21 protein-coding genes are annotated in these 18,676 nt (G+C 64.9%); 15 read left to right on the top strand and 6 right to left on the bottom strand.

Annotated elements, in window-relative coordinates; translation table 11 throughout:
- Window positions 1-5: 5 nt before the first annotated feature.
- Window positions 6-974, bottom strand: coding sequence for an MBL fold metallo-hydrolase (locus tag FG486_RS04320; protein ID WP_181266566.1), 969 nt, complete (start codon window positions 972-974; stop codon window positions 6-8).
- The gene (locus FG486_RS04325; RefSeq protein ID WP_231750175.1) at window positions 974-3,286 is read right to left on the bottom strand and encodes a TonB-dependent receptor; all 2,313 of its coding nucleotides are present in this window, start codon (window positions 3,284-3,286) and stop codon (window positions 974-976) included. Before FG486_RS04325 ends, FG486_RS04320 begins: the two co-directional genes overlap by 1 nt.
- A gap of 133 nt (window positions 3,287-3,419) precedes the next feature.
- Between FG486_RS04325 and FG486_RS04330 the strand changes: the two genes are divergently transcribed.
- From FG486_RS04330 to FG486_RS04385, 12 genes are all read left to right on the top strand, one after another.
- Window positions 3,420-4,325, top strand: coding sequence for a LysR family transcriptional regulator (locus FG486_RS04330; RefSeq protein WP_066283398.1), 906 nt, complete (start codon window positions 3,420-3,422; stop codon window positions 4,323-4,325).
- A gap of 131 nt (window positions 4,326-4,456) precedes the next feature.
- Window positions 4,457-5,575: an FAD-dependent oxidoreductase gene (locus FG486_RS04335; RefSeq protein WP_066283402.1), complete on the top strand. Its 1,119-nt coding sequence runs from the start codon at window positions 4,457-4,459 to the stop codon at window positions 5,573-5,575.
- Between the two features lie 38 nt (window positions 5,576-5,613).
- A complete protein-coding gene (locus FG486_RS04340) occupies window positions 5,614-6,516 on the top strand; it encodes a VOC family protein (protein ID WP_066283396.1) in 903 nt (300 codons plus the stop codon).
- A gap of 5 nt (window positions 6,517-6,521) precedes the next feature.
- Window positions 6,522-7,694 (top strand): alpha/beta hydrolase family protein, encoded by a 1,173-nt coding sequence (locus tag FG486_RS04345; protein ID WP_181266567.1) that lies wholly within the window; start codon window positions 6,522-6,524, stop codon window positions 7,692-7,694.
- Window positions 7,691-8,011, top strand: coding sequence for a DUF2218 domain-containing protein (locus FG486_RS04350; RefSeq protein WP_066283389.1), 321 nt, complete (start codon window positions 7,691-7,693; stop codon window positions 8,009-8,011). Before FG486_RS04345 ends, FG486_RS04350 begins: the two co-directional genes overlap by 4 nt.
- Window positions 8,008-8,457: a hypothetical protein gene (locus tag FG486_RS04355; RefSeq protein WP_181266568.1), complete on the top strand. Its 450-nt coding sequence runs from the start codon at window positions 8,008-8,010 to the stop codon at window positions 8,455-8,457. Before FG486_RS04350 ends, FG486_RS04355 begins: the two co-directional genes overlap by 4 nt.
- A 2-nt stretch (window positions 8,458-8,459) precedes the next feature.
- Window positions 8,460-9,239, top strand: coding sequence for a cyclase family protein (locus FG486_RS04360; protein ID WP_181266569.1), 780 nt, complete (start codon window positions 8,460-8,462; stop codon window positions 9,237-9,239).
- Window positions 9,240-9,242: 3 nt separating this feature from the next.
- Entirely contained in the window at window positions 9,243-10,010 is a 768-nt protein-coding gene (locus FG486_RS04365; RefSeq protein ID WP_181266570.1) for an SDR family NAD(P)-dependent oxidoreductase, read from the top strand.
- On the top strand, window positions 10,000-10,923 hold the full coding sequence (locus FG486_RS04370) for an NAD-dependent epimerase/dehydratase family protein (protein WP_181266571.1): 924 nt from the start codon (window positions 10,000-10,002) through the stop codon (window positions 10,921-10,923). The genes FG486_RS04365 and FG486_RS04370 overlap by 11 nt, the downstream gene beginning before the upstream one ends.
- Window positions 10,924-10,942: 19 nt before the next feature.
- A complete protein-coding gene (locus FG486_RS04375; protein ID WP_181266572.1) occupies window positions 10,943-11,902 on the top strand; it encodes a fumarylacetoacetate hydrolase family protein in 960 nt (319 codons plus the stop codon).
- Window positions 11,899-12,390, top strand: a complete 492-nt coding sequence (locus tag FG486_RS04380) for a cupin domain-containing protein (RefSeq protein WP_181266573.1) — start codon at window positions 11,899-11,901, stop codon at window positions 12,388-12,390. Before FG486_RS04375 ends, FG486_RS04380 begins: the two co-directional genes overlap by 4 nt.
- Before the next feature lie 4 nt (window positions 12,391-12,394).
- Window positions 12,395-13,111: an alpha/beta fold hydrolase gene (locus tag FG486_RS04385; protein ID WP_181266574.1), complete on the top strand. Its 717-nt coding sequence runs from the start codon at window positions 12,395-12,397 to the stop codon at window positions 13,109-13,111.
- Between the two features lie 64 nt (window positions 13,112-13,175).
- On the opposite strand, the gene FG486_RS04390 is transcribed toward FG486_RS04385, so the two are convergent.
- From FG486_RS04390 to FG486_RS04400, 3 genes are all read right to left on the bottom strand, one after another.
- Window positions 13,176-13,379, bottom strand: a complete 204-nt coding sequence (locus FG486_RS04390) for a helix-turn-helix transcriptional regulator (RefSeq protein ID WP_181266575.1) — start codon at window positions 13,377-13,379, stop codon at window positions 13,176-13,178.
- On the bottom strand, window positions 13,376-13,798 hold the full coding sequence (locus tag FG486_RS04395; RefSeq protein ID WP_181266576.1) for a hypothetical protein: 423 nt from the start codon (window positions 13,796-13,798) through the stop codon (window positions 13,376-13,378). Before FG486_RS04395 ends, FG486_RS04390 begins: the two co-directional genes overlap by 4 nt.
- Window positions 13,799-14,088: 290 nt before the next feature.
- Window positions 14,089-15,129 carry a serine hydrolase domain-containing protein gene (locus FG486_RS04400; protein ID WP_241695623.1) on the bottom strand — a complete coding sequence of 347 codons (1,041 nt, stop codon included), beginning with the start codon at window positions 15,127-15,129 and terminating at the stop codon, window positions 14,089-14,091.
- Here FG486_RS04400 and FG486_RS18110 point away from each other — a divergent pair.
- Window positions 15,076-15,264, top strand: a complete 189-nt coding sequence (locus FG486_RS18110; protein WP_241695638.1) for a hypothetical protein — start codon at window positions 15,076-15,078, stop codon at window positions 15,262-15,264. The genes FG486_RS04400 and FG486_RS18110 overlap by 54 nt on opposite strands.
- Window positions 15,265-15,456: 192 nt before the next feature.
- Window positions 15,457-16,542 carry a phytanoyl-CoA dioxygenase family protein gene (locus tag FG486_RS04405; RefSeq protein ID WP_181266577.1) on the top strand — a complete coding sequence of 362 codons (1,086 nt, stop codon included), beginning with the start codon at window positions 15,457-15,459 and terminating at the stop codon, window positions 16,540-16,542.
- 202 nt (window positions 16,543-16,744) lie between these two features.
- On the opposite strand, the gene FG486_RS04410 is transcribed toward FG486_RS04405, so the two are convergent.
- Window positions 16,745-17,434 carry a GntR family transcriptional regulator gene (locus FG486_RS04410; RefSeq protein ID WP_181266578.1) on the bottom strand — a complete coding sequence of 230 codons (690 nt, stop codon included), beginning with the start codon at window positions 17,432-17,434 and terminating at the stop codon, window positions 16,745-16,747.
- Between the two features lie 112 nt (window positions 17,435-17,546).
- Here FG486_RS04410 and FG486_RS04415 point away from each other — a divergent pair, with 112 nt between their 5' ends.
- Window positions 17,547-18,626 carry an aromatic ring-hydroxylating oxygenase subunit alpha gene (locus tag FG486_RS04415; RefSeq protein ID WP_066283353.1) on the top strand — a complete coding sequence of 360 codons (1,080 nt, stop codon included), beginning with the start codon at window positions 17,547-17,549 and terminating at the stop codon, window positions 18,624-18,626.
- Window positions 18,627-18,676: the final 50 nt, after the last annotated feature.

Genomic DNA, 18,676 nt, shown 5'->3' on the forward strand with positions numbered 1-18,676 from the left:
CCGGGTCAGAAGCGGTCGAGATCGTTGGCGAGCGTTACCGGACCGGTGAAGCGCTTTCTGATCTCGGCAATATAGCCCTTGGTCCGCTCCGGATCGGGCGTGCCTGCGGCAAAATGCGTGATCACCAGCGCCTTCACCCCTGCCCGCGATGCCAGCTGGCCCACGGCATCGGGCGTCAGATGGTGCGTGGACAGGTGCTGCTCGAGCTGCTGCTTCGCCTGGGGTGGCATGTCGGGCGAATTGCGCGCGACATTGGCCATGGTGCCGCCCATATCGATCATCTCGCTGACCAGCAGGTCGGCGCCTTTGGCGAGTTTCTCCACCGCCGCGCTGGGCCCGGTATCGCCGGTATAGACGATCGAGCGCGATCCCAGATCGAAGCGGAAACTGAACGATTTGTAGTTGCGGTCCTCAAGGCTTCCCGGCGCGAAATCGTAATGCGAATTCTGCGCGGCGGTGACCGAGAATCCGTCGACCGCCATCCGCTCGCCATCGGTCAGCTCGATCACCCGCACCGTGTCAGCAGGCGGTGCCCAGGGCTGGCCGGGAATGCCATAGCCGACGCGCGCGGCGGGCTGCATCGAGGCGACCATGCCGGCGACAAGTTCGCGCGTGCCCGGAGGACCATAAACGGTGATGGGATCGCGCTGGTTGGTCTGGTTGCGCAGTGCGAGCACGGCGGAAAGCCCGCCGGTGTGATCGGCATGCAGATGGCTGAGAAACACCGCGCGCACCCTGGGCAACAGGATGCCGGCACGCGCCAGCTGCTGGACCGTGCCGTCGCCCGCATCGACCAGATAGACCTTGCCCTGATGCACCAGCGCGTTGGCGGGCTGCGACCGGTCCGGCGAAGGCACCGGGCCGCCCATCGTGCCGAGGGTGATGAAACCGTCCGCGCCCGGCACGGGCTGGGCCGCGACCGGTGCTGCGGCCAGAAGAACCGCTAGCACCGGTGCGACCGCCCAGCCGCGCATCAGAAGTTGAACCCTACGCGCACGCCATAGGTCCGCGGCGGACGCAGCGTCGCCACCGGGAAGTCGAGGATCGGGCGGGTGCCCGCACGCGCCAGCACTTCCTCGTCGGTGATGTTGTTGATGAACGCGGTGATGTTCCAGCCACCGCGATCTTCCAGCGTCGCATAGGCATCGGCCATGGCAAAGCTGCCCTGGCGTTCTTCCGGACGGAAATTCGAGTTCATGAAGCGGCTGCTCTCGATATTGCCGCGCGCGCCGAGGATGAGATTAAGGTCGCCGGTCAGCTCGAACGTGCGCTCATAGCCCAGGTTCAGCGCCCATTTCGGCGAGTTGACCGTCGGGCGGCCCGAACAGTCGATGTCGAAGAAGCGCGCGGTGTTGACGCCCGGATTGGCAAGACGGCTGCCCAGCGTGGTGCATCCCGTGGTCACCGGCGCTCCGGTGGGTGAGAAGTTCGCCGTGGTCAGGCGGTCATATTTGCCGTTAAGATACTGCACGTTGAGGCTGAACAGGTCGTTGCGGCTCGGCGCGAACCGGGCCTCCAGCTCGGCACCATAGATGCGCGACTTGCCCGCGTTCACCGTGGTCGAACCCTGCGCAAAGATGCCGCCAGCGGTCCGCACGCCGCCGACAAAGGTGATCTGCTGGTCCTTGTAGTCCCAGTAGAAGGCCTCGATGTTCAGCTGCAGCTTGTTGTCGAAGAAGCGGTTCTTGGCACCCACCGTGAACGCGGTGAGGTTTTCGGGCGCGAAGGTGTTGTTCGGCGGCTGGGCGACGAAGAAGCCGCCCGACTTGAAGCCGGTCGCAGCGTTTGCATAGACCAGCGACTGCGGACCGGCATCCCATTCGAGACCCGCCTTCCAGGTGAATTTCTCGAACGACAGGTCGCCGGTGAACGGCGCGCTGAGCGGCGGATTGATCGGGCCGGGCAGACCGCCCGAGGCGACCGAGGTCAGCTGCTTCTTGTCTTCCTTCGTATAACGGCCACCGGCGACGAGACGCAGCGTATCGGTGATGTCGAAGGTCAGCTGGCCGAAAGCGGCAACGCTTTCGGTGCTCAGACGCGGGGTGAAGCGCGTGGTCGAGATATTGCCCTGGCGGAAGAAATTCTCGGTTTCCTGGTTTTCGCCGAAATAGAACAGGCCGACGACATAGCGCAGCCGCTGGTCCTCGTTAGACGCGAGCCGGACCTCAAGCGAGCTCTGCTCGGCAACGTCGCGAATCGTTCCTGCAAAGCCCGGCAGATAGGTCAGAACGTTCACATCCGATCGGCGATAGGCCGGAATGAAGGTCAGCGTGCCGAAGCCCATATCGCCGGTGATCGTGGCGCTCACGCCGATGAACTCGTTGTCCAGGAACCCGTCGGTGCCGGGCAGCGCGACGCAGCCGCTGTTGACGAAATTGCCCGGGCCTCCGCAGAACGGTGGCGCGAAGATGCCCGATGCGAGCTGGCGGATGGCGGCCCGTGCCCGCGGATCGGAGATGCTCACGCGGTCTTCCAGCGCGGGGACCGTGTAGCGAGCCTCGGGCAGCAGCACCGCGCCCGCGCCCTTGCCGCCCTGATTGTAGTAATCCGCGACCAGCAGCATCGACCAGCGATCCGACGGTTCGATCAGCAGCGACGCGCGGAAGGCCTCGCCCTTGTCATCGTCATAGCCGTCCGAGATATAGCCATCGCGATCGACCACCTGGCCCGCGAGGCGCAGCGCGACCGTGTCGCCGATCGGAATGTTCAGCGCGACGACCGACTTCTTGCTGTCGTAATTGCCATATTCGAAGAATCCCTCGCCGCCGAACGTGCCCAGCACGGGCTTTTTCGGAATGACGTTGATCGCGCCGCCGGTGGCGTTGCGCCCATAGAGCGTGCCCTGCGGACCCTTGACCACCTCGACACGCTCGAGATCGTAGAACACGCCTGCCGGCGCGGTCGGGCGGCCGACATAGATGCCGTTGAAGTTGAACGCGACCGCGTTTTCAGCGAACGAGTTCTGCGAATTGGTGCCAACGCCGCGCAGAAAGAAGCTGGTGGTGCCGCCGGTCGGCTGGACGACCAGCGAGGGGACCAGACGGCCGAGATTGGCGGTTTCGGTGATCCCGGCATTGACTAGATCCTCGCCGCCCACGGCCGTCACGGCGACGGCGGCGCGCTGCAGGCTTTCCTCGCGGCGTTGCGCAGTCACGACGATCTCGCCCAGACCCTGGTCTTCGGTGGCTTCGGCTTGCTCGGAAGCGGTGGCATCCTGTGCGATGGCGGTGGCGGGAACGCTCAGAGCCGCGAGCACGGTGGTGGCCAGCAGAAATGCCTTCATCATCAATCTCCCCAAAAGCGCGTGATGCCTGCACGGGCACCCGCTGTATCGGGAACGTGTTTACGAGAAATGCTAGCCATAGGTGAAATCTTTTGTTTTAATGATAATCCAACAATCACACTGATAGGTTAATCGCATGCGCTTCAAGGGTCTCGATCTCAACCTGCTCGTCGCCTTCAGCGTGCTGATGGACACGCGCAGCGTCTCGCGCGCCGCCGAGCAGCTCAATCTCAGCCAGCCCGCGATGAGCGCGGCATTGGGGCGGCTGCGCGACTATTTCGGCGACGATCTGCTGGTGCTGCAGGGCAAGCGCATGTTCCCCACCCCCTATGCCGAATCGCTGGTACCGATGGTGCAGGACACGCTGCGCCGCATCGATGCGCTGATCACCACCTCGACCAGTTTCGACCCTGCCACGTCGCAACGCGTGTTCCGGCTGATCGCGTCGGACTATATCACCGCTGCGGTCATCGCGCCGCTGTCGCGTCGCCTGGCGCATGTCGCACCGGGCATAAGGCTGGAAGCGGTGCTGCCCTCTGACGGCAGCGCGGATCTGATCGCGCAGGGAGCATTCGACCTGCTGATCACGCCCGAGGAGTTCATCAACCCCGGCCAGCCCGCCGAACTGCTGTTCGAGGAGCGCCATGTGATTGTCGGATGGAAGAACAATCCCGTCTTTGCCGGCGAGGTGACGCTGGAGGATGTGCTGCGCGCAGGCCATGTCGGCATCCAGATGGGCAACCAGCGTACCAGCGCCTTTGCCGACAGCATCATGGAGAAGCTTGGGCATTTCCGCCGGATGGAGATGACCGCCTCGTCGTTCACGGTCGTGCCCTGGCTGATCATCGAGACCAATCGGCTCGCTTTGATGCACGAACGGCTGGCGCGCGTGATGGCACGGATGTTTCCGCTGGCGATCGCACCCATTCCCTTCGAGTTTCCGGCGATGCGCGAGATGATGCAGTTCAACCATGCCCGCAGCGCCGATGAAGGGCTGGCCTGGCTGCGCGGGGAGCTGCGCCGCGACAGCAAGCTCGATTGACACAATCCATTTGCAGAACTGATACCTAGGCATAAATACAATAAGATTTACAGATTTACAGCTCTCCCCTTATCTAGGCCGGGATGAACAGGCCCGGCGTCGCAATGCCGGGCGGGGAGAGGCATATCGGCATGAAGGACATGCGAATCTTGATCGTGGGCGGCGGGATCGGCGGACTGACCTCCGCCATCGCATTGTGCCGCAAGGGTTTTGAAGTTGAGGTGATCGAGCGCGATCCCGACTGGTCAGTCTATGGCGTCGGCATCATCCAGCAGGGCAATGTCGTCCGCGCGATGACCGAGCTGGGCCTGATCGACGATTATATCAACGCAGGTTTCGGTTTCGATCGCGTCCAGGTCTATATCCCGACCGGCGTGTGCGTTGCGGACATCCCGACGCCGCGCCTGGTCGAAGGCTATCCGGGCAATGTCGGCATCGGCAGGCGGGCGCTGCACAAGGTGCTGGGCGACCGCGCCAAGGAAGCGGGCGCGGACATCCGGCTGGGCATCACCATCAGCACGCTGGTCGACGATGGCGAGGGTGTTGCGGTCACCTTCAGCGACGGGTCGAGCGGCATCTTCGATCTGGTGGTAGGGGCGGACGGGCTCTATTCGCAGACGCGCGGGATGATCTTCCCCGATGCGCCCAAGCCCGAATTCACCGGCCAGTCGGTGTGGCGCTACAACTTCAAGCGGACCCCCGATGTCATCGGCCTGCAGGCCTATGAAGGCCAGACCGGCATCGGCCTCGTCCCTCTCTCGGACGAGCTGATGTACATGTATGTCACCACGCCCGAGCCGGGCAATCCCTGGTACGCCAAGGAAGATCTGGCGAGCACGATGCGCTCCAAAATCGCCGGCGTGCCTTCGCCCGCCATCCAGGCGCTGGTCGGCCAGATCACCGAGGATGACGAGGTGGTCTACAAGCCGCTCGAATGGATGTTCCTGGAAGGCGCCTGGCACAAGGGCCGGGTCGTGCTGCTCGGCGATGCGGTGCATGCCACCACGCCGCATCTCGGCCAGGGCGCCGGCATGGCGATCGAGGACGCACTGGTGCTGGCGGACGAGCTGGTCAAGGCCGACACCCTCGATGCAGCGCTTACCGCCTATCGCGACCGCCGCTTCGAGCGCTGCCGCTATATCGTCGAATCCTCGCGCGCGATCTGCTTCGGCCAGATCGGCAAGGGGCCGCTCGTGGACAATGCCAAGGCCACGCAGGAAATGTTCATGAAGGTGGCAGAGCCGATCTGACGCTCGCCCCTTTTCAGTCAAATCAAGGAGTTAGAATTATGGCACGTGTCAGCGAAATTCGCCATGTCGGCTATGCCGTGACCGATCTGGCCGCCGAGGCCGCCTTCTATCGCGACGTCTGGGGCCTCAAGGAAGCAGGCGAGAAGGACGGGATGCTGCACTTTGCCGCTGAGGGCAATGACGAGCTCTATGTCGTGCGCCTTCGCGCATCCGACACGCAGCGGATCGACATCATCACCCTCGCCGCAGACAGCCGCGCCGATGTCGATGCGCTGCACGCCAAGGTCGCCGATTATGGCTGCCAGATCGTGTTCGCGCCCAAGGAGCTCGACACGCTGGGCGGCGGCTATGGCTTCCGCTTCTTCAGCAAGGACGGCCTGCCGTTCGAGATCTCGAGCGACGTCGCGCGCGGTACCGCGCGCGAACTGACCCGCTGGGAAGGCATTCCGCAGAAGATCAGCCATATCGTGCTGCACTCGCCCGACCACAAGGAAATGGTCCGCTTCTTCACCGACGTGCTGGGCTTCAAGGTCAGCGATTGGCTGGGCGATTTCATGTGCTTCCTGCGCTGCAACCAGTGGCACCACCGCATCGCGCTGCTACCTGGCCCCGCCTGTCTCAACCATGTCGCCTATGACATGCTGGGCGTCGACGACATGATGCGCGGCATCCACCGCCTGAAGCAGCAGGGCACCGATATCCGCTGGGGCCCCGGCCGTCATACCGCAGGCAACAACACCTTCAGCTATTTTACCACGCCCGCAGGCTTTGCGGTCGAATATACTGCCGATCTCGAGGAAGTCGACGACGCCACTTGGGAAGCCAAGGTGCATACCCCTGCCCCGATGGTCATGGACCAGTGGGGCATCGGCGTCGGCGGACCGCAGACCATGCCGCATCCTGCGCCCGACGCAGGCCTTTTCCAGCCTGCCGGAGTCTGATCCCCATGGCCCTGTTCGAATATTTCCCCAATTATGTCTGGAACCTGTCGGTCTCGATCGCGCTGGAAAGCGGCGGCAAGATCGGCGAAATCATCGACATGTGCAAGCCGATCCGCGATGCGGCGGCCAATGGCGAGGATGCCGGCACCGGCGAATTCCTGCAGCAATGGGTGGCGATGGGCGAAAAGCTGATCGAGCTTGCCGCCGAGGACGAGGCGCGCGGCCGCACCCTCTCTGCCTCCAAGAAGCTGGAGCGCGCCGCGCTCTACCTGCTGGTCGGTGAGCGCATGCAGGGCCATGGCAACCCCGCGCGCGTCGCGACCTTCGCGCTGGCGCAGGACACCTTTGCCAGGGCGATGAAGCTGGGCAACCACCCGGTCGAGCGCGTGATGATCCCCTATGAGGGCAGCGAATATCCCGCGCTCTATGTCCGCGCGCCGGGCGATGGTCCCAAGCCGGTTGTGGTTTATTGCAACGGCCTCGATAGCTCGAAGGAACTGCTCTACTGGTCGAACCTGCCCCAGGCGCTGGCAGCACGGGGCATTTCTACCCTGTGCGTCGACCAGCCGGGCACTGGCGAGGCGCTGCGCATCAGCAATCTGCCCGCGACGCCGCATTCGGAAAAATGGGCCTCGCCTGCGGTCGACTGGCTCGAGAAGCAGCCCGATGTCGATCCCAAGCGCATCGGCATGACCGGCATCTCGCTCGGTGGTCATTTCGCACCGCGCGCGGTCGCGTTCGAGCCGCGCTTTGCCAGCGGCGCGGTCTGGGGTGCGAACCACAACTGGGCCGAAGTGCAGCAGAAGCGCCTGCGCCGAGAAGGCGAGAACCCGGTCCCGCATTACTGGGCACACGTGCTCTGGGTGTTCGGCGCGAAGGACATGGACGATTTCCACGAGAAGTCGAAGGACATGACGCTTGATGGCGTGATGGAGCGGATCAAGGTGCCTTTCCTGGTCACCCATGGCGCGCAGGATCGCCAGATCAGCGTCGACTATGCGCACCAGAGCTACGAGCAGCTGACCAACAGCCCGCAGCGCGAACTCAAGATCTTCACGCCGCGCGAAGGGGGGGTCGAGCATGTGGGGGCTGACAACATGTCCTATGGCTGCGACTATATCGCCGACTGGTTTGCCGACACGCTGGGCGGCGACGTTACCGGAAAGGCCGTTTCATGAGCTTCGTCGCCACCGCCCGCATCCCGACGGCCAGTGCCAGCAAATATCTGCAACAGGTCTGCAAGCACTGGGAACACAATCTGCCTGTGAGCTTCGACAAGACGCACGGGGAGATCACCTTCGCGAAGGATGCGCGCGGGGCGGACTGGCCCGCCGACGCCTTGGTCACGCTCGATGCCGAAGAAGGCACGCTCGTCTGCACGATCAACGCCAGCGCCGAGGGCCAGCGCGACGGGCTGAAGGGCGCGCTCGAACGCCATATCGACCGCTTCGCCTTTCGCGAAGTGCCGCTGGCCTATAACTGGGTCGATGGATGACGCTCACAACCGCGCATATCAGGACAAGCACGCTGATTTCGGTCGTCATCTCGATGGCGATCAGCGCGGCTTTCTTCTTTCTCGTCTTCGGGAAGAAGCCCCTGATCGCGGTGTTCGCGCCGGACAATCTGGCGCTGGATTTCATCCCGCAGACCCTTGCAGCGGGCTTCATGGCCGCGTTGATGCCAGCCCTGCAGACACGCGCGAAAATTGTCTCGGGCATTCTGGCAGGCGCACCTCCCGTTGCCAAAGCCATCGTGGCGCGGGCGGTCTTGCTGGCTGTCGCATCGCTGGCGCTGGCGGCGGCAGTCACAGGCTTGCTATGGCTGGGCGGCATCGCGACCTTGCCATGGGGCAGCGCTCTCGCCCTGAAAATCGTCTATGGTGGGCTTCTGGGCCTGATCATCACGCCCATCGCATTACGCGCAATATTGCCGAGAGGATAATCATGGCCCGCACCTTCGTCGATCTGTCGATCTATCTGGAAAACGACGTCATCACCGATCCGCCGTTCATGCGGCCCAAGATCACCTATCAGCAGCATGCCGATACCGTGGCCGAACTGGGTCATTTCTTCCCCGGCGTGACGCAGGAACAGACCCCCGATGGCGCGGGCTTTGCTGCGGCCGAATGGGTCACGCTGACCACGCATAACGGCACGCATCTCGACGCGCCCTGGCATTTTCACCCGACGATGGACGGCGGCCAGCGCGCGATCACCATCGACGAGGTGCCGCTCGAATGGTGCTTCAACCCCGGCGTGAAGCTCGATTTCCGGCATTTCCCGGACGGCTATGTCGCCACCGCCGCCGATGTCGAGGCCGAACTGAAGCGCATCGGCCATGAGCTGCAGCCGTTCGAGATCGTGCTGGTCAACACCGCAGCCGGCGGCGCGGTCGGCAATCCCGAATATGTCAATATCGGCTGCGGCATGGGCTATGAGGCAACGATGTACCTGCTCGAACGCGGCATCCGCGTCACCGGCACCGATGCCTGGAGCTGGGACGCGCCGTTCAGCCATACCGCCAAGAAGGTCGCGGAGACCGGCGACACCTCGCTGATCTGGGAGGGCCACAAGGCCGGACGCGACATCGGCTATTGCCACCTCGAAAAGCTGCACAATCTCGAAGCCCTGCCCTCGCACGGCTTCACGGTGAGCTGCTTCCCGCACAAGATCCGCGGCGCCTCTGCCGGATGGACGCGCGCGGTGGCGATCATCGAAGACTGACCAATGCAAGGCAGCGCGTTCGATCTTGCGGGCCGCACGGCCATCGTCACCGGATCGACGCGCGGCATCGGCCTCGGCATCGCGCAGCTCTTCGCCGAGATGGGCGCGAATGTGGTCGTGTCGAGCGAGGATGCGCGCGATGTCGCCGAGACGCAGACCGTGCTGGCGGGCCAGGGCTATCGCGTGCGCGGCATTGCCTGCGACGTGACCGACAGCGATGCGCTGGCCAGACTGGTCGAAGGGACGCGCTCGGTCTTCGGCGGCATCGACATCCTCGTGTGCAATGCCGGGATCACCGGCGAGGCAGGCAGCTGGTCGCTCGACGATTTCGACCGGGTGATGGCGATCAACCTGCGCTCGATGGTCGCGCTGACCGGCCTGGCGCTGCCGCATATGGCCGGGGGCGGCACAGGCAGCGTCATCCTGATGTCGAGCCTGTCGGCGCTGCGCGGCAATGGCAGCATCAACGCCTATGCGCTCGCCAAGGCCGGCGTCGCGCAGCTCGCGCGCAACCTCGCGGTGCAATGGGGGCCCAAGGGCGTGCGCGTCAACGCGATCGCGCCCGGGCTGATCCGCACGCCGCTGTCCGAACCCCTGATCGCCAATGCCGAATTCATGGAGCGGCGGCTGCAGATGACCCCGCTGCGCCGTGTCGGCGAGGTCGAGGATATTGCCGCAACCGCGCTGTTCCTCGCCTCGGATGCCGGGCGTTTCATTACCGGCCAGCAGATCGCCGTCGATGGCGGCACCTCGATCACTGATGGCAGCTGAGCGCATCCTGATCACCGGTGCGGGCGGCTTTGTCGGCCAGGCACTGGTGCGCGCGCTGGCGGGCACGCGTCCGGTCATCGCGACCGACCGCACCGGGCTGGATTTCGCCGATCTGCCGAGCGTGACCGCGCTGCCGGGCGAGATCGACGACCCCGCGCTGGTCGCCGCGCTCACAGCCGAACCGCTCGCGGCGATCATCCACCTCGCCACCATTCCCGGCGGCGCCGCGGAAGCCGATCCGGCGCTCGCCGCGCGCATCAACGTCGCAGCTCCGATGGCGCTGATCGACGCCGCCACCGCGCATGGCAACACCCCGCGCCTGCTCTTCGCCAGCAGCATCGCGGTGTTCGGCGACCCGTTGCCGCCGCATGTCGATGACCTGACCCCGGCGCGCCCTATGCTCCGCTATGGCGCGCACAAGGCGATGATCGAGGAGTGGATCGCCACGCTCACCCGGCGCGGTGCGGTGCGTGGCCTTTCGCTGCGCCTGCCCGGCATCATCGCGCGCCCGCTCGCACCTTCGGGGATGAAATCGGCGTTCCTGAGCAACCTGTTCCATGCGCTGAAAGCGCGCGAGCCTATCACGCTGCCCGTCTCCGCCGATGCGACCTGCTGGCTGCTCTCGCGCCGGGCGCTGGTGGCGCAGCTCGTCACCGCGCTCGATTTGACCGAGGACCCCGCGACGGCTCGGCTGAACCTGCCCGCGCTGCACATCCGCATGGGCGAATTGGTCGCCGAGGTGGCGCGCCAGACCGGGGCCGATGCCGCGCTCGCGGCTTATGCGCCCGATCCGGCGATCGAAGCTGCATTCGGCGCGCAGCCGCCCCTCTCCACCCCCGCCGCCGACGCGCTGGGCCTGACACACGATGGCACCCTGGCCAATCTGGTCGCCCATGCGCTCGCCGATCTGTAATCCACGAAAGGACGCCAATATGAAACTCGCCACCATCGAGAACGGCACGCCCGATGGCGCGCTGGTCGTCGTCAGCGCCGATGGCAGCCGCCATCTGCCCGCCGCGATCGCGACGCTTCAGGCCGCGATCGAAAGCTGGGAAACGTCCGAACCGGCGCTGCGCGCGCTCGGCGCTAGGCTCGATTCGGGCGAAGGCGAAAGCACCGATGGCCTCGCCTTCGCTGCGCCCCTGCCCCGCGCCTGGCAATGGCTCGACGGCTCGGCCTATCGCAGCCATGGCGAGCTGATGGAGACGCTGTTCGGCACCGAGCCGCCGCCGGCGGGCCGCCCGCTGATGTACCAGGGCCTGTCGCACCAGTTCCTCAGCGCCACCGCCGATGTGCCGCTTCCGCGCGAGGAGGATGGCATAGATTTCGAGGGCGAATTCGGCGTCATCACCGATTTCGTGCCGATGGGCGTGACGCCCGAACAGGCGCTCGGCCATATCAAGCTGCTGGTGCAGATCAACGACTGGTCGCTGCGAGCATTGGCGCCGGTGGAGATGAAGACCGGCTTCGGATGGATCCACGCCAAGCCCGCCTGTTCGGTCGCGCCCTTTGCCGTCACGCCCGAGGTGCTTGGCGATGCCTGGCGCGAGGGTCGCGTCCATCTGCCGCTTGCCGTCGACTGGAACGGGGAACGTTTCGGCAATGCCGAAGGCGGCGCGATGGAATTCGGCTTTCACGAACTCGTCGCGCATGCCGCCAGCACGCGCTCGCTCTGCGCGGGCACGATCATCGGATCGGGCACCGTATCGAACAGCAATTTCCGCGAGATCGGTTCGTCCTGCATCGCCGAACGGCGGGGCATCGAGATGCTCGACGAAGGCAAGCCGCGCACCGGCTTCATGCATTTCGGCGATACCGTCCGCATGGAAGCGCGACTGCGCGACGGCGGGCTGCTGTTCGGCGCGATCGATCAGAAAGTGGTGAAGGGATGACCGGCTCTCCCCCCGTCCGCCGCATCGTCACCGGCCATGACGAAGCCGGGCGCGCGGTGTTCACCGCCGACGACCTGCTGCCAGTGACCCCGATCCCCTCTGGCGATGCCGCGTTCAGCCTGATCTGGACGACGGCCAGCGTGCCTGCGGACAATAACGACGATACCGACGGGCGCAGCCGCGATGCCGGGCTGACGCTGCACCAGGGATCGGTGATCCGCATCGTCGACATGCTGCCCGGCGGGGTCTCGCCCTTCCACAGGTCGAGCAGCATCGACTATGGCATCGTGCTGTCGGGCGCGGTCGAGCTGGAGCTGGACGACGGTGCGGTGACGACCGCGCGCGCGGGCGACATCATCGTCCAGCGCGGCACCATCCATCTCTGGCGCAACCCGTCGGCGAGCGAGAATTGCCGCATCGTCTTCGTGCTGATCGAGGCGGCGCCCAGGATCGTGGACGGAAAGCCCCTGCCCGATATAATGGGCTGAGCTTATGACCACGCGCGAAACCGTCATCCTTGTCCCCGGCCTGCTGTGCGATGCCGATGTCTGGACGCACCAGATCGCCGCCTTGTCGCCGCTGCACGAGGTCATCGTTCCCGACCTCACCCGGCACGATTCGCTGCAGGGCATGGCCGCGCACATCCTGGACAGCGCGCCAGAGCGCTTCTCGATCATCGGCCATTCGATGGGCGGGCGCGTGACGCTCGAGGTCTTCCGCCTCGCGCCGGAGCGCGTTGCGCGGATCGGCCTGCTCGACACCGGCGTGCACCCTGCGCCGCCAGAGGAGTTGTCCAAGCGCCAGGCGATGCTCGACATCAGCGCAGGGCAAGGCATGACCGCGCTCGCCGATGCGTGGCTCCCGCCGATGGTGCGCCCCGGCCTGCTCGATACCGACCCGGCGCTGCGCACGACGCTCTATGCGATGGTCGAGCGCATGACACCCGCGATCCACCGCCAGCAGATCACCGCGCTGATCAACCGCCCGGACGCCGCGCCGCTGCTATCGCAGATCACCTGCCCGGCACTGGTCGGCGTCGGCGAACTCGACCAGTGGAGCCCGCCCGAGCAGCACGTTCCCATCGCCGAGGCGATTGCCGGCGCGGCGATGGTGGTGTTCGAAGGCGCGGGCCATATGGCGCCGATGGAAGCGCCCGATGCGGTGAATGCCGCGCTGCTGGAATGGATGGCCCGGCCTGTGGGAGAGTGATGGGAGTTAGCGCTCGCGTCAACGAGACACGTTTTCAGCCTCTGACGGTCTCGGTCCGCGCGTCCTAGCTCGCTTTCCACGAATTGAAGAACAATTGCTCGACCGGCACGTCGAAAAACGCAGCCAGGCGATAGGCCATCGGAAGCGACGGATCATATTTCTCCGCCTCCATCGCAATGATCGATTGCCGAGTCACCTCGACCGCATCCGCCAGTTCGAGCTGGCTGAGGCCGCGTGCCTTGCGATAGTCGCGCAACGCGTTCTTCATTCGTCGGTGCGGAAACCGAAGCCCCGACCCTTCAGCCGCCAGTTGGCATAGAGGAGAAGCGAACAGCCGAGCTGGATGGTGGCCAGGGTCGCCACACCCAGCATGAATTCGCTTCTGGCCAGTCCGACCGCCGCAATGATGCACGCGGTCACCGCAAGCCCCGCCAGATTGCCCCAATAGACGCTGACCGCATGCCCCTGACGCTGGAAATCGTCGAGCCCCTTCCAGAACGGCAAGGCAAGCGCGAAGACCGCAGCGAAGCCGACCAGCATGAAGCCCAGCGCCACCCAGCCGCCATCATCGATACCCCACGCGCGCAAGCCCGCCTTGGCCGCCAGCGCGGCAAGCACAATCGCAAGGGTGATGGCCACCATCCTGACCGATCGGGACGCCTGTTTCGCGGAATATGTGCTTGGCATGGATGTTCGCCCTAAAAATGTAAGAACCTTTTGACATTGCCGCATGGATGTTAAAACTTTTTTACATTCGGGCCTTTCGCATGACTTTGCACCGGGAGCCGGGATATTGCGAGAAGTCCCCGTATCGGCAGCGTGTTGCCTTCCATCGCCCCGAACGGGCATCGGATCCCATTTGATTCACGACTGCGATTTTCGATGCGCAGCCGCGGTGCCTAGGCAATGAACGCGGTGCTTTGGAATGAATGACGCCGGCAAAGGCGCGGTATCAACGCCTTCGGTGCCTCCGGCGATCATTCGTTCATCAAGTCAGGATATTCCCAGCGATAGGGCACGCCTGTTTCTCCGAGCACGCTGCGCACCAGCTTTGGAAAGGCCCTTTCGGCGCGGACATCGTTCGAGAGGATCAGCACGCACCGACGGCTCGCCTGCAGGCAGACCAGAGTGTTAGCGGTCGTGTCGTTATGCCCGCCCTTGTACCAGCCCGGCCCCTGAGGCCCCGTAAAGCCGATCACGCCCAACCCGGCCCTGGCCTGCGGGCGATCGTTTTCGGATGCGTCGGGCAGCAGGGTAGGGAACTGCTGGCGGGTGGTGATCGGTAGCGTTGCCTCCGGATAGATTGCCTGCCTTTCTGGAGGCAGGCCATCCCCGCGCACCATATGGGCCGCCATCCGCGCCATATCGGCTATTGTCGTGTCCATCGAACCTGCGGCACGGACGCGGCTGCGTTCGTCATGCGGCTCGACCTTGCCGTCAGCATCCCAGCCATCGGCAAGATTGTCGGCAAATGCTGTCTGCCATTTCAGGCTTGTGCGGGTCATACCCAACGGGCCGAAAAAGCGGCGCTGCAGCTCCTGCTCGACGTCGATCCCCAGCCCCCGCTCCAGGCCGAACTGCAGGAGCATGATCCCCTCGCCCGAATAGGCATAACGAGTGCCGGGATCGAAATGGATGCGCAAGCGACCGTCCGGTTCGAGAAAGGCGAAATTGGCAAAGCCGGTGGAGTGGTTCAGCGCCATGCGCGGGGTGATCGAGCGCCAGCGTTCATCCGATGCCAGATCGCCCCAATGGCCATAGGCATCGACATTTCCGTAGCTAGGCAGGGGATCAGGCAACAATTCCGCAATCGGTCGGTCCAGATCGATCCGGCCTTCTGCTGCGAGCTGGATCACCAGATAGCCGAACACGGCCTTGGTAAGCGAGGCTCCGTACATCACGGTGTCCGGCACTAGCGGTTCGCCCCTGGCATTGCGCACTCCGTAAGCGCGAACGGCGCTCACTTGACCGTTATCGATCACGGCAATGGCGAGGCCTTTGGCCCCCGTTTGCGCCATTGCCTCGCGTGCGGCCTGATCCAATGCTGGCAAAATGTCCTGGGCCATAGCACCGATTGCAATACTGACAGCCGCAACAAGGCTGCACGCTATCGCCATCAATTGCATGATCTGCTTCAAAAAGCGATCCTCTGACTGCTGGCAAATCCGTGGCGCGTGCTCGCCATTTGCTCGAACAGCGGAATGTCGGTTTGCTCTGGTTAACCCAGTGTAGAAATTTCTGCGGCAAGAGAAAAGACAAGCAATGGCTCGGCAATACAGCCGCGCAGGACCGCAAAGACGCGGCAGTTGAACCGGCGATGTCGAGATAATGCAGGACAGTTGGACATGAAGAATTTGGAGACCTCCAACGATACATCCGCCTTCGAGCTGCCTGCGGAACTCGACGCGCAGGGCAGGCTCACGGCGGCCTGCGCCGCCGCAGCGCTAGCGCGGATGGAGGCGCATGGGCTGGTCATGCTCACCGGTCTGCTGTCCGACGCGGAAGCCGAAACCGGGCTGGAGCTGATCCGTCAGACCATCGATGATCCGAACCGCCAGCGCTGCGCCTTTGCCAGCGAGACCGACAATCGCTATGTGCGCCGCGATTTCTGCTCGCTGCCCGCAACGCCGCCGGTGACCGATTTCGTCGCGACGCTCGCGCAGCGGCTCGAAGCAGTGCTCGCACATTATTGCGACCGTGCGCATCCGCTGCTCGAGGCCACCACGCTGACCAGCTATCGCGGCTCCTCGCACCAGTATATCCATCGCGATCCCAGCGGCGTGATCAGCCTGTTCGCGGCGGTGGAGGACGTGTCCGAGCAGCAGGGCGGGACGGTTTTCGTCCCCGGCACGCAGCTGTTCGATGGTGCCGCGCCGAAGCATGGCGATAGCGCGCTGGAGCGGATGGAGCTGTTCCGCATCGGCTGCAACTGGCGCATCCTGAAGCACAATCTGGCCAAGCTGTGGGCCATGCGCCGCGACAATGACGCGCCGCTCGCGCCGGGCGAGTTTGGCGACCGAGTGTTCTCGCGCATCTGGGACGAGCACCAGCCCAATCTGCTGCGGTTCGTGCTCGGCAAGAATTCGCAGTTCAGCCTGCGCATGCTCGGACCTGGCCGCTTGCTGAAGCTGGTCCGCCAGCGCGCCGAACGTGACCGCGAGTTCCGGCTTGTCTCCACCGCGCCGCGCAAGGGCACGGTGATCCTCTACCAGAGCGACATGCTGCACGCCGGGCCCGACAACCGCTCGGCCGAGCCCCGGCGGCTGTTCAGCATGAGCCTGGCGCGCGAGGCCATCTCGGCGAAGCGCTGGCACGACGGCTATTCGCCGCACCCCAGCCTGATCGCTCAGCCACTGAGCTTCGGCGACCTGCTCGACCGGCGCGTCGGCGCGCAGGAGCAGCGCGAGGGCGACTTTCGAATCGCGAGTTGATCTTCAGCGCCCGAATGGTCGTCACCCCCGCGAACGCGGGGGTCCCGCTTCAATCGTCATCGTCAGGACAGGAGCGGGAATCCCGCGTTCGCGGGAATGACGGGCTACGAGGTCGGGGGAGAAACGAGCGTCCGATTTTTACGCGTTCCCCTCCCTTCCAGGGAGGGGAGCTTCGTGTGCGCGCATCAACGCTGCCACCCCCTCAAACCGTCCCCACCAACGGCATCAGCCCGGGGTTGAGCGCGGCCCGCGCGTGCTGGCGCATGCGCTGTTCGGCCTCGTCGGCGCGGCCCGAGAGGATCGCGTCGGCGACTGCGAGATGCTCCTCGTGCGCGGCCTTGAGGTTCGTGTGTGCATTGGCGAGATCGTCCCAGTCGAGCGCCAGCGCAGCAGCCGAGGCCAGCGGCAGGTGGTTGTTGCGCGACAAGGCCACCCCGATCGCGCTGTTGCCGCTCGCGTCGAGCAGCAGGTCGTGAAACGCCAGATTGTAGCTGTAGAAGCGGTCGATATCCTCGGGGGCAAAGCTGTCGCCCGCGAACAGCGCATCGCCCTCGGCCAGCACCGCCTTCAGCCTGCGCGCAAAGCCGGAGGGAATCGGGCGTGATGCGATCAGCCGCACCGCCAGTCCTTCGAGCACGCCGCGCACCTCGATCGCATCGTCGATCTGGCCAGGCGTCACCCCGCGCGCCGCATAACCGCGCCGCCCGAGCTTCGCCACCAGCCCTTCCTGCTCCAGCGTGCGCAGCGCGGTGCGAACCGGCATGCGCGAGACGCCGAAACGCTCGGCCGTCGCGATTTCGGCGATGCGCGCGCCGTCGGGAATCTCGCCGGAAACGATCATCTTGCGCAGGGCAAAGAGCACGCGCTGGCCGGGCTTCATCGGGGCAGTCATGCCGCCCTGTTTAGCCTGTGCGCCCGCACCGACAAGCCCCCGCATCCGCCTTGCAACGCTCCTCAAACTGCATTATTGGATCCAATAACGATTTATCTCAGGAGAGGCACCGATGGCCACCGCCCCCGATCTGGAAGAGCGCAGCGCCGCGCACACCGCCGCGCCGTGGCCGCGCAACGCATGGTATGTCGCCTGCACGCCCGACGAGATCGAAGGCAAGCCGCTCGGCCGCAAGATCTGCGGCGAGCCGATGGTGTTCTTTCGCGGGCGCGAAGGCAAGGTCGCGGCGCTCGAGGATTTCTGCCCGCATCGCGGCGCGCCGCTTTCTCTCGGTTTCGTCCGCGATGGCGCGCTGGTCTGCGGCTATCATGGCCTGGCAATGGGCTGCCATGGCAAGACCGAGGGCATGCCCGGCCAGCGCGTCGGCGGTTTCCCCCCGATCCGCACCTTTCCGGTGATCGAGCGCTATGGCTTCATCTGGGTCTGGCCGGGCGATGCCGATGCGGCCGATCCCGCCAAGCTCAGGCACCTCGAATGGGCCGAGGACGAAGGCTGGGCCTATGGCGGCGGCCTGTACCACATCCAGTGCGATTACCGGCTGATGATCGATAACCTGATGGACCTGACGCACGAGACCTATGTCCATTCGACCAGCATCGGGCAGAAAGAGATCGACGAGGCCCCGGTCAAGACCCGGCTGGTCGGCGACGAGGTGGTGACCAGCCGCTTCATGGACGCGATCGACCCGCCGCCGTTCTGGGCGATGGCACTGCGCGGCGCGGGCCTGCCCGATAGCGGCCCGGTCGATCGCTGGCAGCTCTGCCATTTCCACCTGCCGAGCAGCGTCGAGATCGAGGTCGGCGTCGCCCCGGTCGGCGAAGGCGGCTACGAGGCCCCGCTCGAGCGCAAGGCCTATTCGGTGGTGGTCGATTTCATGACGCCCGAGACCGAAGGCTCGCACTGGTATTTCTGGGGCATGGCCCGCCGCTTCGCGGTCGACGATGCTGAGCTGACCACCACCATCCGCGACGGCCAGGGCAAGATCTTCGCCGAGGACATGGAGATGCTCGAGCGCCAGCAGAAGAATCTCGACCTCTATCCCGACCGCCGCCTGCTGCTGCTCAATATCGACGCGGGCGGCGTCCGCTCGCGCCGCCTGATAGAGCAGGCGATTGCGGCGGAGTCGGGTTGAGGCGGTAACCCGCGCACTATCTACATCATTGTCAGTAGACGTGCGCTGAT

The sequence above is a fragment of the Blastomonas ursincola genome, from assembly GCF_013607875.1.
GTDB classification, from domain to species: Bacteria; Pseudomonadota; Alphaproteobacteria; order Sphingomonadales; family Sphingomonadaceae; genus Blastomonas; species Blastomonas ursincola.

What these genes read in the sequence shown, in the direction of transcription:
- FG486_RS04320 (WP_181266566.1), bottom strand. Translation starts at nt 974, where the DNA reads ATGCGCGGCTGGGCGGTCGCACCGGTGCTAGCGGTTCTTCTGGCCGCA.
- FG486_RS04325 (WP_231750175.1), bottom strand. Translation starts at nt 3,286, where the DNA reads ATGATGAAGGCATTTCTGCTGGCCACCACCGTGCTCGCGGCTCTGAGC.
- FG486_RS04330 (WP_066283398.1), top strand. Translation starts at nt 3,420, where the DNA reads ATGCGCTTCAAGGGTCTCGATCTCAACCTGCTCGTCGCCTTCAGCGTG.
- FG486_RS04335 (WP_066283402.1), top strand. Translation starts at nt 4,457, where the DNA reads ATGAAGGACATGCGAATCTTGATCGTGGGCGGCGGGATCGGCGGACTG.
- FG486_RS04340 (WP_066283396.1), top strand. Translation starts at nt 5,614, where the DNA reads ATGGCACGTGTCAGCGAAATTCGCCATGTCGGCTATGCCGTGACCGAT.
- FG486_RS04345 (WP_181266567.1), top strand. Translation starts at nt 6,522, where the DNA reads ATGGCCCTGTTCGAATATTTCCCCAATTATGTCTGGAACCTGTCGGTC.
- FG486_RS04350 (WP_066283389.1), top strand. Translation starts at nt 7,691, where the DNA reads ATGAGCTTCGTCGCCACCGCCCGCATCCCGACGGCCAGTGCCAGCAAA.
- FG486_RS04355 (WP_181266568.1), top strand. Translation starts at nt 8,008, where the DNA reads ATGACGCTCACAACCGCGCATATCAGGACAAGCACGCTGATTTCGGTC.
- FG486_RS04360 (WP_181266569.1), top strand. Translation starts at nt 8,460, where the DNA reads ATGGCCCGCACCTTCGTCGATCTGTCGATCTATCTGGAAAACGACGTC.
- FG486_RS04365 (WP_181266570.1), top strand. Translation starts at nt 9,243, where the DNA reads ATGCAAGGCAGCGCGTTCGATCTTGCGGGCCGCACGGCCATCGTCACC.
- FG486_RS04370 (WP_181266571.1), top strand. Translation starts at nt 10,000, where the DNA reads ATGGCAGCTGAGCGCATCCTGATCACCGGTGCGGGCGGCTTTGTCGGC.
- FG486_RS04375 (WP_181266572.1), top strand. Translation starts at nt 10,943, where the DNA reads ATGAAACTCGCCACCATCGAGAACGGCACGCCCGATGGCGCGCTGGTC.
- FG486_RS04380 (WP_181266573.1), top strand. Translation starts at nt 11,899, where the DNA reads ATGACCGGCTCTCCCCCCGTCCGCCGCATCGTCACCGGCCATGACGAA.
- FG486_RS04385 (WP_181266574.1), top strand. Translation starts at nt 12,395, where the DNA reads ATGACCACGCGCGAAACCGTCATCCTTGTCCCCGGCCTGCTGTGCGAT.
- FG486_RS04390 (WP_181266575.1), bottom strand. Translation starts at nt 13,379, where the DNA reads ATGAAGAACGCGTTGCGCGACTATCGCAAGGCACGCGGCCTCAGCCAG.
- FG486_RS04395 (WP_181266576.1), bottom strand. Translation starts at nt 13,798, where the DNA reads ATGCCAAGCACATATTCCGCGAAACAGGCGTCCCGATCGGTCAGGATG.
- FG486_RS04400 (WP_241695623.1), bottom strand. Translation starts at nt 15,129, where the DNA reads ATGGCGCAAACGGGGGCCAAAGGCCTCGCCATTGCCGTGATCGATAAC.
- FG486_RS04405 (WP_181266577.1), top strand. Translation starts at nt 15,457, where the DNA reads ATGAAGAATTTGGAGACCTCCAACGATACATCCGCCTTCGAGCTGCCT.
- FG486_RS04410 (WP_181266578.1), bottom strand. Translation starts at nt 17,434, where the DNA reads ATGACTGCCCCGATGAAGCCCGGCCAGCGCGTGCTCTTTGCCCTGCGC.
- FG486_RS04415 (WP_066283353.1), top strand. Translation starts at nt 17,547, where the DNA reads ATGGCCACCGCCCCCGATCTGGAAGAGCGCAGCGCCGCGCACACCGCC.